Source organism: Nonomuraea sp. NPDC052129 (assembly GCF_040680095.1).
GTDB lineage: Bacteria > Actinomycetota > Actinomycetes > Streptosporangiales > Streptosporangiaceae > Nonomuraea.
Map to the genome: position 1 here is coordinate 68,556 of NZ_JBFAVX010000007.1, position 12,901 is coordinate 81,456.

Sequence of the window (12,901 nt, forward strand, 5' to 3'; positions counted from 1 at the left end):
CCTTACCGATAAAATGCAAGCCGCCTTACAAACTCGGGCTCGAAAACCGGTTGCGGCCGTCAATAGCGTGGTCGGCATGGAGGCACTGGTGGAGTCGTTCGTGCGGGACGGCTTCGTGAAGTTGACGATCGGTTCGCGCGAGCAGGGTGAGGCGGCGCAGGCGCTGCTGTGGCAGCAGATCGGCCTGTCGCCGGACGAGCCCGAAGGATGGCGCGAGCCGGTGGTGTGGGCCGCGGACATGACGGGGCAGGGGCCGTTCGGCGAGTTGGTCAGGTCGCCCGAGCTGGCGGCGGGGTTGGACGCGGTGTGCGGGAAGGGCGGCTGGCAGCCGCGTGGCGCGGCGGGCAACATCCCGATCCGGTTCCCGCGGCGACCGCCCGCCGATGACCGCGGCTGGCACCTGGACGCCGGCGTGTCGCGGCCCGACGGCAGCTGGGGGGTGACCGTTCGCTCGCATACCCTCCTGGTGCTCATGCTGTTCTCGGAGGTCGGCGAGTCGGACGCGCCGACCCGGGTCAGGGCGGGGTCGCAGCGGGACAGCTTCCGGGCGCTGGACGAGCAGCAGGTGTACGACCACATCAGCGCGGGCGCGCTGGTGGACGCGGCAAGCAAGGACCGGCCGGTGGCGCTGGCGACCGGCTCACCGGGGGACGCCTACCTGGTGCATCCGCTGACCGTGCACGCCGCGCAGGAGCACCTGGGCGAGCGGCCGAGGTTCATGGCGCAGATGCCGTTCATGCTGGCCGAGCCGTTGGATCCGGCGGCCGACACGCCCCTGGCCAGAGCGCTCCGCTGAGCTCAGCGGGGGTCGATCGGTGTCAGGGGCGGGGTTCCGGCCTCGATGGCGGCGGCCGCGTCCAGGCACAGGTCCTCGCGGAAGCGCGGTCCGATGATCTGTACGGCCTGCGGCAGCCCGTCCGCCAAACCGGTCGGGACGGCGACCGAGGGCAGCCCCAGCAGGTTGGCCACCACACTCATGCGCAGCGCCGCCGGCCACCCGGCCAGCCACTCGGGATCGAGGTCGGCGCCCACCGGGAACGCCGGGATCGTGCAGATCGGCGCGAGGACCAGCGGGGTCGAGGCCGTCCAGTCGTCCCAGGCCCGCGCGATGGCGGCGCGTTCCATCATCGGGTCGAAGGCGGCGCGCCCGCCCGCTCGCGTCCAGATCTCCTCGTAGGCGGCCCAGAACTGGACGAACCCCTTGGAGGCGACCGTCTCGACGGGTGGCTGCTCCTCGTGGACGCGGCCGTAGGAGGACATGATCTGGGTGTAGATCTCGGAGGCCCGGTCCAGGGCGGGCGGCAGGCTCTCCGTCACCTGGTACCCGGCGTCGGCGAGCAGTTTGGCCGCCTGCCGCACGGCGGCGGTGACCCGGGGGTCCGCGTCGAGGCCGGTGACCGCGGCCACCCCGATCGGCGTCGCCGGGGCGGGGCCCCGCAGGGGGACCGGGGCGTACCAAGGGTCGCCGGGCGCGTGGCCGCACATGTGGTCGAAGGCCAGCCGCAGGTCGGCCACCCGGCGCGCGATCGGCCCGTGCACACCCAGGAGCTGGAACGCGAACGGCGACGCCTGCCCTCGCTGGGCGATCCGGCCCAGCGACGGCTTCAGCGCGGCGACGCCGCAGCACTGCGCGGGCCAGCGCAGCGAGCCGGCGCCGTCGTTGCCGATGCCGAGCGGGGTCAGGCCGGTCGCCACCGCGGCCGCGTCGCCGCCGCTGGAGCCGCCCGGCGTGTGGCCGGCCGACCAGGGGTTGCGGGTCGAGCCGCGCAGGTCGTTGTCGGTGTGCCAGCGGATGCCGAACTCCGGCATGTTCGTCCGGCCGATCGGGATCGCGCCCGCCGCGCGCAACTGGGCGATGTGCTGAGCGTCGCGCTGGGCGACGGCGTCACGGAGGGGGACGATGCCGAGTGTCGTCGCCGAGCCGGCCACGTCGACGTTCTCCTTGACCGTCATGGGGACGCCGCAGAGTGGGCCCGGCGCCGTGCCCTCGCGCAGGACCCGGTCGGCGGCGTCCGCCGCGTCGAGGGCCTGCTCCTCCAACACCACCGTGATGGCGTTTACCTGCGAATTCACCTCGGTGATCCGCGTCAGATGGGCCTGGACCACCTCACGGCTGGACACCTCGCGGGTGCCGATCAGCCGCGTCAGATCTCCGGCGGTCAATGCCCATAGCTCAGCCACAACATCCTCCTTGAGGGGTAAGCGGTGCCGAGGAATGTAGGGCGAGAATTCAGAAAGAGGCAGTCTTGTCTTTCCCGGCCGCTTCAGCCAGCCGAAGAACGCGCAGGTCGGAGCGGTACGAAAAAGGGCCGGAGGCGATCGCCTCCGGCCCTTCGGAATATCCGGCTAGTTATGCCGGGTGGTCTTGCGCCAGGTGAAACCACCGGGCAGGTTGACGGATATCGTGCGGCGGCCGTCCGCCGTGCGGGTGACACGGAACAACCGGTTGCCCCAGCTGTGCCCGACACCGCCGCGCGACAGATTGAGCCTGAACGGCCCGAGCTTGATCGACTTTCGGTAGCTCCAGCCCATCGAGGTTCCCTCCATGAGATCGCGAGGGCTCCCAGCTACCCGAAAATTGGCGAAATATCGGGTTTAGTGTGGTGGTCACTCCACTGTCACCGTCGCGTTCGCCGGGACCGTGGTGCCCGCCACCTGCCCGGTCACCGAGAAGGTGCCGGGGGAGGCGTACGAGCTCGGGTCGATCTGCGCCCAGGTGACAGCGACCGAGCTGTCCTTGGACCCGTCGTTGTACGTGGCCACCACGGTCGCCGGCAGCGACGGCGCGGTGCCCGCCCGGGTCCGCACCGCCTCCTCGGCGATCGAGGTGATGGTCACCGCCGGACTCGTCCTGACGTACACCGTGGCCTCGACGGGTGAGCGCAGGCCCTCGGCGAGCCCGGCGACCTTGAAGCTGGTGCCACCGGACTTGACCTGGTCGGCGGTCACCTGCTGCCACGTCACCGCGGCCTGACCCCGGCCGCCGTCCGCGTACAGCGTCTCCACCTTGGCCGGGAGCTGGGGCAGCGTGCCGGCCACCGTCGGGACGTACACCGGCCGCACCGAGTCCGGCGGCACCGCGTACGCCTTCCACTCCAGCACGCCGACGGATGCCGGCCCGGAGACCAGTTCGGCGCGCAGCTTCGTCGTCGTCACCGTGTCGAACGAGACCGTGTTGTAGGCGTCGGCCGCGGTCGGGTAGGAGGCGGCGCCGGTCACGTCCTCGAAGGAGTCGCCGTCCCATGCCTGGATCTTCCACGACGCCGGGACGCGGACGCCGCCGCCGTCATCGAAGAAGTACAGGTCGGCCTTGTTCACCCGTACCGGCGAGGGCCAGTCGAGCTGCACCCACTGCGTGCCCTCCTGCGGCCAGGTGCCCCAGCGCGGGTTGGCGCCGTCGTTGGAGCGCGGCGGCTCGATGCCGTCGTTGATCGCCGTCACCTTCTCCCACGGCGAGGTGTAGGAGGCGGTCGGCGTCGCGTACGGCGCCACGTTCACCTGCGTGCCCAGCGCGCCCACCGTGACGGCGACCGTGCCGGACGCCGACTTGGCGCCGTCGGAGGCGGTCAGCTTCAGGTGGTACGTGCCCGCCTCGGTGAACGACGCGACCGTGGCAGGGCTCGCCGGATCGGTGAAGAACGCCTGCCCCGGCCCGTCGACGACGCTCCACGTCATGCTGAGCGTCCCCGACGGCAGCCCGTCGTCCTTGACGACCGCGTCCAGCCTGGCCTGGCCGGGACGGTTGAAGGTCGCGTCCTGTACGGCCAGCACGTACGGAGCCCGGTTGCCCACGGACGGCGGAGCCGAGCCGGTCGCGTACGCCTGCACCTCCTTCAAGCCCGTCGAGTAGCCCGGCCGGTGGGTGACCAGCACGCGCAGCTTCTGGGCGGTGAGGGACCTGAAGCGGACCTCGTTGAGGTTGGCCCGGGGATAGACCGGGTCCTTGGCCTGGCCGGGCACGTCCTTCCAGGTGGAGCCGTCGAGGTACTGCACCGAGTACAGGGCGGGCTCGCTGTAGCTCTTGCGGTCGTTGTAGAAATACAGGCGCAGCCGGTCGACGGGCCGGGCCGAGCCCAGGTCCACCTCCAGCCAGTCCTGCGCCTTGCCGGAGCCCTTGCTGCCCCAGTACGGCTCGTTGATGGTGAACCCGTCCACCGCGCCCGCCGGGTCGCCGTACGAGGCCGTGGCGGACTTGACCAGGTTCGGCCGAGTGGAGCCGAGGTCGACCCCCGCCTTCTGGAACAGGTCCTCGACCCGGTCGCCCGACAGCTTCACCTCGGCCGGGGCCTTCATCGACCGCGCCGCCTCGGCGTGCACGACCGTTCCGCCCTCGACCTTGCCCGTGGCCGGGTCCCAGACCGCGTGCGCGAGCCCGGACAGCGTGACCTTGCGCTTGCCGTCGATAAGGATCGAGTAGCCCTCGGGGACGCCCGCGTAGTGCGTTTTGCCGTCGCCGGGCTTGTCCCAGACGATGCTCAGGTCGCTGCCGCGGTAGTTGATGCCGTTGACCGTGAAATGGTCCCAGCCGATGTCGACCGGCCACAGCTCGACCTTGCCGTCGGAGCGCGGGCGCAGGCCCATCACGTCCTCGATGACCGTCCAGTTGCTACTACCGAGGATCGTATGGTGGATCCACGACCGGTAGTCGATGGTCTTGGTGGCGGGATTCCAGTTCGACCAGAACTCGTTGGCGTCCGGGTAACGGGTGTCGCCGCCGACGAACTGCGACCAGGCGTTCCAGTACAGCAACTGCTTGTACCGGTCGGCCGTGATGTACGGCGAGGTGTATTCGCGCAACGCTCTGGAGAACAGCGAGAAGTTCCGGGTCGAATTGATCTGCGAGAAGTTGTTCGACCCCGGATGCCCTGCCGCGGCGGCCTCCGCCTTGTCCTTCTGATTAGCCGTATAGGCCGGGAAAATCGGATATTCAGCAGGGTCGGCCCATAGGCGGAGCGCTTCCCGATATTTCGGGTCGTCCGTCGGGACCAGGCCGGTGGCGAACGGGATGTAGTTGTTCGATTCCTTCCACGGGATCAGGTTGCCCGTCCGCAGGTCGCGATGCTTGAACAGCTTGTTCTGGTCGTCCCAGAGCAGGGTGAGGATGCCGTTCTTCACCTTGTCGGCCACGCCCCGCAGCTCAGCGGCCTTCGCGGTGTCGCCGATCAGCGTGTACGCCTGCGCCGCCGCCATCGCGTTGGCGTAGACATAGGCGCCCTCGAGCCGTTCGTTCGCCCGGTTGTAGTAGTGGAACGACACCGCGTCGGCGTCGTTGCCGGTCATCGCCTCCCAGTCGTACTCGATGACCCCGTTCTTGTTGGAGTCGTAGGCGTTGAGCTGCCCGTAGACGTCCTTCTCCGCGTAGCGGGCGAGGTTGCGCAGGATCGCGGGCTGGCCGCCGTGGAGTTGGTAGCTCTCCAGCGCGGAAGCCGAGATGTACTGGGTGTAGCTGTTCGACCAGTTCTCCGGATCACCCGGGTTATCCGTATATTTCGAGTTACGTGATACCTCGCCGGCCGACACCCACGGGCCGTACGAGTAGATCGGATCCCGCAGATACTTCAGATCCTGCAGGAACATCGGCACGGTCAGCACGATCGCGTTGTTGTAGCCGAGCGCCCCCTCCACCGACGTCGGGAACTGGAAGTCGTTGCCCGGGATGTCGGCGTCGAGGAAGTTGAACCGCATCAACCACCAGCGGTAGTAGACGAACTTCTTGATGTTGGCGTCCGGCACGTCGATGTAGGGCAGGTTCTCCGCCCACCAGGCGTTGTAGTCCTGGAGCTGGCGGCGCAGCGCCTTCTCCGGCGAGCGCCCCTTGTAGCCGTCGTACTCACCGCGCGACCCGGCCAGCTCCTCGGTGACGAAGCCCATCTGCACCTTGGTCCGCACGGTCTTGCCCGGCTCGACGGAGAGCGTCCCCTTCAGCGCGCCGTCCGCGACCTTCAGGCCGTCGCCGCTGAGCCGGGGGAAGATCGTGGTCAGCCGGTTCTTCGCCGCCACCACGCCGGTCAGCTCACGGTCGCCGTCCGCGGTCTTGGTGTACGGAGAGATCACCGTGACCGGCACCTCCAGCTTCGTGGTGCCCCTGTTCGTGACCGCGAGCGTGGTGACCGCCACGTTCTCGTGCGTGATGAACTTCTTGACGGTCACGGCCAGATCGCCGCCCGCGTACTGGCCGATCCAGTGGCTGGGCATCTGCAACCGCTTGCTCACGTCCTCCTTGAGGTCCGTGCCGAGCGAGACGCTGTAGGCGTCGCGGTTGTCGATGCTCTCCCAGTACGCCACGCTGCCGCCGAAGCCGATGACCGACGGGTCGTGTTCCTTCATGAACAGCGCCCGGCCCCGCGACATCAGCCACGTGCCCGCCGGGTCGTCGCCGGGGCGGGCCAGCATGCGGTCGATCCAGTACGAGTCGCCGCCCTTCTCCTTCTTGTAGATCTCCTCCATCATCTTGCGCGGCTGGTAGCGGACGGGCTCGGCCGGGACGGGGTCGGCGCCGGTGAACACCGGCATGCCGAGGTCGTCCTGGACGGCCGTGGCCGGGGAGCCGGCGGCGAGCAGACTGCCCGCGACGGCTAACGCGGCCAGGCCGGAGAGGGTTTTGCGCACGGAGTTCTCCATGGGGGGTGTCAGTCGGCGACAGGCAGCCAGACGCGCATGGTGGCGGGGCCGCCATTGCCCCAGCGGTGGTACGGCACCAGCCGCAGCACGGTGTCCGTGCCCTCCGGCGCGTCGGGCGTCGGCCCGTACGGCCAGTCGTCGGTGGCCGGAGCCCCGAGCACGACGGCGACCTCGATCTCCACAACGGGATCGACAGCGGGACCAGCGGCGGGACCGACAGTGGAACCGGCGGCGGGGTCAGCGGCGGGCGCGCCCGCGACGGGATCGGGCGCGCCCGCCTCGGAACCGGCCGCCCTCGGTACGGGGGCGGCTGCGGACGCCCCTTCCGGAGAGCCGGCCTGGTGGTCGGCCGGATGGTCAGCTGGTTGATCGGCCAGAGGGTCGGCCGGACGGTCGATGGGTGCGGACGAGATGCGGGCGGCCACGTCGGCGAGTGGCGGCTCGTCGGCGACGGACTCCGCGCAGTAGACGAGCGGCCCGCGCTCCACCGCGACGCTCCCGCGCAGCGCGTCCACCCGCCGGTCGGGGAAGGTCCAGCGGGGAGCCATGGGCAGGTCGAGACGGATCTCGTCACCGGGCCGCCAGTCGCCTGCGACGACCGCGTATCCGGGCTCGACCTCCCGACTACCCGACATATGCGAAATGTCCGACTCACCAGCGTCTGACCCCGCGCCACCGTCCGGACCCGCTGGACCGTACGCGAGCGTGGCGCCCTTCGCCCAGGCGGGCACGCGCAGCGAGATCCGCCCGCTGCCACCCGACAGAACCCGCACGCGCACCCCGCCCGACCACGGATACCCGGTCTCCACCCGCAACGCGAGCGGCCCGTGGGTGATCTCGCCGGGCGTGAAGTGGTGGATCTGTACCCCGCCCGCGTCACTGGTCGCCACATAGGCGGGCAGCGAGGCGAGCGTGCGGGCGATGTTGTTCGGGCAGCACGACACGTCGAACCACGGCGAGCGCAGCCCGCCCTCGGCGGCGTGGTTGACCCCGTTCAGCGGCACGGCCGGCACCCGCACGCGCAGCGGGTTGGCGTAGAAGAACGACCGGCCGTCCAGGGCCACCGCGGTGGCCAGCACGTTGTACAGCGTCCGCTCGGCCACGTCGGCGTACCGGGCGTCGCCGGTGGCCAGCAGCAGCCGGTGCGACAGCATGATCGAGGCGATGCCCGCGCAGGTCTCGGAGTAGGCCCGGTCCGGCGGCAGTTCGTAGTCGTCACCGAAGGACTCGTCGGTGTGCCGCGAGCCCATGCCGCCCGTCAGATGGGTACGCCTGGCGACCGCGCGCTCCCACTGCGCTTCGACGGCCTTCAGCAGTTCCTCGTCGCCCGTCTCCACGGCGACGTCGACGACGCCGCTGGCCAGGTAGAGCGCCCGTACGGCATGCCCGCGCAACGACTGCGCGCGCCGTACCGGGACGTCGTCCTGGAAGTAGGCGCGGCCGAAGGGGATCTCGGCCAGCGCGGGCAGGCCGCGGCGTTCGACGAAGCGGCGGGCCATCTCCAGGTAGCGCTCGGTGCCGGTGGCCCGGTACAGCTCGACCAGCGCCATCTCCACCACCGGGTGGCCGCAGGTCTCCGAGGTGTCCATGAAGCGGCGGCAGATGTGGTCCGCCGCCCGCTTGACCACCTCGGTCAGCCGGTCCTCGCCGTGCATGCGCAGCCTGGCGACCCCGGCCTGGATGAGGTGGCCGTAGCAGTAGAGCTCATGGCCCCACTCGAAGTCGGTGTAGCGGTGGCCGCTCCATCGGGTGTTGAGGTAGCCGTCGCCCTCCTGGGCCCTGGCCACGGTCTCGGCCAGTTCGGGCAGCGCGGGGTGGTCGGCCCACGCCATGCCCTCCAGCAGCTTGTAGATCTCCGAGTCGCTGAACTCCCTGCCCTTGCGGGGCAGACGGCCACGGAAGTTGCCGATCCAGCCTTCGCGCTCCATCCATTCCTGGCAGTGGGCGATGGTGACGTCCCGGTTGAGGGCGATGCGGTCGCCCCAGAAGCCGGGCGCCGGGCGTACGGCGTCCAGGCCGAGGGGGGACAGCACGCCCGATGAGGGCAGGACAGGATTAGCCACGCAGAGCTCCCGACATGAATCCGCGCACGTAGTGGCGCTGCAGAATGACGAACAGGATGAGACAGGGGAGTGCCATGACCATGACGCCGGCCTGGAGCATGCCGTAGTCGATGGCGCCGAACGTGCCCTGCGTCATGCTGACCACGGCCACCGGCAGGGTGAACGACGCGCCGTCGTTGAGCAGGATGAGCGGTGCGAAGAAGTCGTTCCACGAGGCGAGGAAGGCGAACAGGCCGACGGTGACGAGCGCGGGCCGTACGGCGTGCAGCAGGATCCGGGAGAAGGCCCGGAAGGTGCCGCAGCCGTCGACCAGCGCCGCCTCCTCCAGCTCGCGCGGGATCGCCTCGAAGGCGTTGCGCATCATGAACAGCGCGAACGGCAGCTGGAACATCACGAACACCAGCGACAGCCCCAGCAGCGAGTTCTGCAGGCCGAGGTAGCCGAGCAGCACGTAGAGCGGGATGAGGATCGTCGCATACGGCACCATGAGGATCGCCAGCGTGGCCAGGAACAGCAGGTTCTTCCCCGGGAAGTCGAACCGGGCGAAGGCGTAACCGCCGAGCGCGGAGACGATCAGCGTGCCGGCGACGGTCATCGACGACACCAGCACGCTGTTGGTGGCGTAGGTACCGACGCCCTCGCCGAACTGGGCCATCTTCAGGTAGTTGGACGGCTCCTCCAGCGACGCCCAGCCGCTCCACAGCAGCGGGAACAGGAACAGGATGGCCAGCGCCGTGACAGTGGGGTAATACCTCACTTGAGCCTCCGCATCAGCAGAGTGTTGAACCCGACCAGGGCGACCAGCAGCACGACGGACAGCGCCGCCGCCCCGCCGAGGTCGAAGCGGAAGAACGCGTCGCGGTAGACGACCATGACCATCGAGACCGTGCTGTTGTCCGGGCCGCCGTTGGTGAAGATGAAGAACTGGTCGAAGGCCAGCAGCGAGCCCGTGATGCTGAGGATCAGCATCAGCGCCAGCGTCGGGCGCAGCAGCGGCATCGTGATCTTGGTGAAGATCTGCCAGCGGTTGGCGCCGTCGCTCCTGGCCGCCTCGTACACCTCGACGGGGATCGACTGCAGGCCGGTCAGCAGGATGAGCATGTTGAACCCGGCGAAGCGCCACAGCACGAGCGCGATCGTGGAGAACAACGCCATGTTGGGCGTGCCGATCCACTTCACCGGCTCGTGCGTGATCCCCAGCGTCTGGAGCAGCGGGTCGATCGGGCCGAAGTCGTTGTTCAGCATGCCGTAGAACAGCAGCGCGGCGGCGGCGAAGCCGACGGCTCCCGGCAGGAAGAACGCGGTACGGAAGAAGGCCACCCCCGGCCGGCGCTCCTGCACGAGCAGGGCCAGGCCGAGCGCGACGGCCGATAGCAGGACGGTGGTGATGGCGGTGTACTTCAGCGTGAAGAGCACCGCGTCGAAGAACAGCGGGTTCTTCGGAATCTTGGTGTAGTTGTCGGGCGCGTTGAAGACCGCCTGGCCCAGCAACGGCCAGCGGTTCAGCGACATCCAGACGACCAGCACCAGCGGTGCGAGGAACAGGACGCCCACGATGACGGCGGTCGGCGCGGCGTACAGCCAGCCTTGGACCTGTCTCCTCCGCCATCGGGCGGACGGCACCGTGTGCGCCGCCCGCCGCCCCGGAGGTCGCGCTCCCGACGAAGTCGGGAGCTTTTTGAGCGACCGACTCGCCGAACGGAGTGAGGCCATGAACACAGTTGCGATCATTGCTGCAGGGACTTCGTTATCTCGGCATTCAGTTGGGGGACCTTCGCGGCGTCGCCGAACACCGCCTCGCGAGCCAGTCGCAGCCACGGCCCCTGCGGGTCGTTGAACGTCTGGCCGAAGCGCAACGCGTAAGGCGTCTGCCCCTTGGCGACCAGCGAGTTGATCAGCACAACACGCGGGTCCTCAGCCGAGTACTTGTTGTTGGCCAGGTCCGTACGCGCGAGCACGTCCTTGTTCTTGGCCATGACCTCGACCTGCGCGTCATCGGAGACGGTCCAGGACAGGAAGTCCCAGGCCGCGTCGGCGTTCTTGGACGTCGAGGAGATGCCGATCGAGTCGCCGCCCACGAACGTCGACTCGCCGCCGTCGGGACCGGCGATGGGCGTGACGCCGATCTTCATCCCGGCGGGCATCGTGCCGAGCGTGGTCGACGGCATGGGCATGACGCCGATCTCGCCCTTGGGGAAGAAGCCGGTCCAGGTCGGGCCCTGCTCCTCCTTGGCCGTCGGGCCGGTGACCTTCTTCTCGTACAGGTCGCGGTAGGTCTTGAACACCTCGGTCATCGCGGGCTGGTCGTTGAGCGAGGTGGTGCCTTCGGCGTTCATGACCTGGGCGCCGGCCGCCCAGACCGAGGGCCAGAAGGTGAAGACGTAACAGCCGCCGCAGTTGCCGCCGAAGAACGTACCGTGCACCTTGCCGTCCTTGCCCAGCTTCTGCTGGATCGTGGTGGCCTGCTGGGCGAACTCCTTCAGCGTCTTGGGCCCCTTCTCCGGGTCGAGCCCGGCCTTGGCGTAGAGGTCCTTGTTCCAGAACCAGACCGACAGGTCCAGCGTGTGCGGCAGGGTGTAGAGCTTGCCGTCCAGCGTGCCCAGCTTCATGTGGGAGGGCGCGAGACCGGCCTTGTACGGCAGGGCGTTGACCCGGTCGGTGATGTCCATGAACAGGCCCTGCGAGGTGTAGTTCGGGACGAAGATCACGTCGGCCGCGAACACGTCCGGCAACTGCTTCGCCCCGGCCGCGGCCGCGATGCGCGGCTGGTAGTTGTCCGTCGGGATGACGGTCAGTTTCACCTGGTTCTTGTGACTGCTGTTGTAGGCCTTCACCAGCCGTTCGCTCTGGGCCTGCGTCGCCGCGCGGGTCCACATGGTGATCGTGACCGGGCCTGCCGCTTGGGGCTGCTTCTCGCTCCCACCGCTGCCGCAAGCGGCGGATGTGAGCGCTAACAAACCGAGGAAGGCGATCCCAGCCAGCCGTCGTCTCATGGTTGTCTCCTTCGGGACCCCCGTGAACTGAAAGGTTTTCGGAAACGTAGAAGAAACATTGGGGCCTGTCAATGGGTATTATGGTTTGTCCTAGATACCGGGTTACTGAAAAGGGTTTCGAAAATATGGCGGGTAGGCGCGCGACCATCAACGACGTGGCCTCCCTGGCAGGGGTGTCGATCGCCACGGCCTCCAAGGCGCTCAACGGGCGGCAGGACGTGCGGGCCTCGACCCGTCAGCGCGTGCTCGCCGCGGCGGAGGAGCTCTCCTTCCAGCCGAACGCCCTGGCCAGGGGGCTGCTGTCCGGGCAGACGCGGACGGTCGGGCTGCTCACCTCTGACAGCGCGGGCCGGTTCGGCATCCCGGTGCTGCTCGGGGCGGAGGACGCGTTCGGCGCGGGGGAGATGGCGGTGCTGCTCTGCGACGCCCGCGGCGACGCCATCAGGGAGCAGCACCACCTGCGCGCGCTGCTGTCGCGCCGCGTCGACGGGCTGATCGTGGTGGGCGAGAGCACCAACCTGCGGCCGTCCGTCAGCCGCGACCTCGGAGTGCCGGTGGTCTACGCCTACGGGCCGTCGGACGATCCGGAGGACGTGTCGTTCGTGCCGGACGACGTGGGCGGCGCGGTGATGGCCGTCAACCATCTGATCGCGCTGGGCCGGCGCCGGATCGCGCACGTCACCGGGCCCGAGCACTACAAGGCGGCCCGTGATCGCGTGGCCGGCGTGCAGCTGGCGCTGTCCGAGGCGGGGCTGGAGCAGGCGGGCGAGACGCTCTGGGGCGCGTGGTCGCAGCGGTGGGGGCGGCACGCGGCGGAGATGCTGCTGATGGCCCAGCCGGAGATCGACGCGGTGTTCTGTGGCAGCGACCAGGTCGCGGCCGGGTTCGTGGAGGCGGTCCGCGAGCGGGGGCGGCGGGTGCCCGACGACATCGCGGTGATCGGCTACGACAACTGGGAGGTGCTGTCGACCGAGACGCGCCCGGCCCTGACGACCGTGGACATGAACCTCGAACTCCTCGGCAGGACGGCCGCCCAGCATCTGTTCGCGGCCATCGACGGACGGGCCACGCCGGGCGTCCATCGCATGCCCTGCCAGTTGGTGATCCGCGACTCCACGGCGTCGTCGGCGTAACCGCGCGCGGAGGGCCTGGCCCTCCTGGTATGTTAGCGTTAACATTCTGAGTGAACTTCCTCTCCAGGCTGGGCGCCAAAGATGAGGAGCG

At 69.2% G+C, this 12,901-nt stretch carries 9 protein-coding genes; 2 read left to right on the forward strand and 7 right to left on the reverse strand.

What is annotated here, in order from left to right:
- The first annotated feature begins 76 nt into the window (after positions 1-76).
- Positions 77-796: a phytanoyl-CoA dioxygenase family protein gene (locus tag AB0L53_RS18310; protein WP_363994752.1), complete on the forward strand. Its 720-nt coding sequence runs from the start codon at positions 77-79 to the stop codon at positions 794-796.
- A 2-nt stretch (positions 797-798) separates the two neighbouring features.
- On the opposite strand, the gene AB0L53_RS18315 is transcribed toward AB0L53_RS18310, so the two are convergent.
- The 7 genes from AB0L53_RS18315 to AB0L53_RS18345 form a co-directional block, all read right to left on the reverse strand.
- Positions 799-2,181 carry an amidase gene (locus AB0L53_RS18315; protein ID WP_363994755.1) on the reverse strand — a complete coding sequence of 461 codons (1,383 nt, stop codon included), beginning with the start codon at positions 2,179-2,181 and terminating at the stop codon, positions 799-801.
- Between the two features lie 165 nt (positions 2,182-2,346).
- Positions 2,347-2,547, reverse strand: a complete 201-nt coding sequence (locus AB0L53_RS18320) for a DUF4236 domain-containing protein (protein WP_357939902.1) — start codon at positions 2,545-2,547, stop codon at positions 2,347-2,349.
- A 60-nt stretch (positions 2,548-2,607) separates the two neighbouring features.
- Positions 2,608-6,609, reverse strand: coding sequence for an Ig-like domain-containing protein (locus AB0L53_RS18325; RefSeq protein WP_363994758.1), 4,002 nt, complete (start codon positions 6,607-6,609; stop codon positions 2,608-2,610).
- A 20-nt stretch (positions 6,610-6,629) separates the two neighbouring features.
- Positions 6,630-8,684 carry a beta-L-arabinofuranosidase domain-containing protein gene (locus AB0L53_RS18330; RefSeq protein WP_363994761.1) on the reverse strand — a complete coding sequence of 685 codons (2,055 nt, stop codon included), beginning with the start codon at positions 8,682-8,684 and terminating at the stop codon, positions 6,630-6,632.
- Positions 8,677-9,441, reverse strand: a complete 765-nt coding sequence (locus AB0L53_RS18335; protein WP_357648178.1) for a carbohydrate ABC transporter permease — start codon at positions 9,439-9,441, stop codon at positions 8,677-8,679. Before AB0L53_RS18335 ends, AB0L53_RS18330 begins: the two co-directional genes overlap by 8 nt.
- On the reverse strand, positions 9,438-10,307 hold the full coding sequence (locus tag AB0L53_RS18340; protein WP_358555109.1) for a sugar ABC transporter permease: 870 nt from the start codon (positions 10,305-10,307) through the stop codon (positions 9,438-9,440). The genes AB0L53_RS18335 and AB0L53_RS18340 overlap by 4 nt, the downstream gene beginning before the upstream one ends.
- 104 nt (positions 10,308-10,411) lie before the next feature.
- Positions 10,412-11,677 carry a sugar ABC transporter substrate-binding protein gene (locus tag AB0L53_RS18345; protein ID WP_363994765.1) on the reverse strand — a complete coding sequence of 422 codons (1,266 nt, stop codon included), beginning with the start codon at positions 11,675-11,677 and terminating at the stop codon, positions 10,412-10,414.
- Between the two features lie 125 nt (positions 11,678-11,802).
- Here AB0L53_RS18345 and AB0L53_RS18350 point away from each other — a divergent pair, with 125 nt between their 5' ends.
- Positions 11,803-12,810: a LacI family DNA-binding transcriptional regulator gene (locus AB0L53_RS18350; RefSeq protein ID WP_363994768.1), complete on the forward strand. Its 1,008-nt coding sequence runs from the start codon at positions 11,803-11,805 to the stop codon at positions 12,808-12,810.
- The last annotated feature ends 91 nt before the right edge of the window (positions 12,811-12,901 follow it).

Excerpts from the sequence above, each read along its gene's own strand:
- AB0L53_RS18350 (WP_363994768.1), top strand. The coding sequence starts at position 11,803 with ATGGCGGGTAGGCGCGCGACCATCAACGACGTGGCCTCCCTGGCAGGG.
- AB0L53_RS18310 (WP_363994752.1), top strand. The coding sequence starts at position 77 with ATGGAGGCACTGGTGGAGTCGTTCGTGCGGGACGGCTTCGTGAAGTTG.
- AB0L53_RS18320 (WP_357939902.1), bottom strand. The coding sequence starts at position 2,547 with ATGGAGGGAACCTCGATGGGCTGGAGCTACCGAAAGTCGATCAAGCTC.
- AB0L53_RS18345 (WP_363994765.1), bottom strand. The coding sequence starts at position 11,677 with ATGAGACGACGGCTGGCTGGGATCGCCTTCCTCGGTTTGTTAGCGCTC.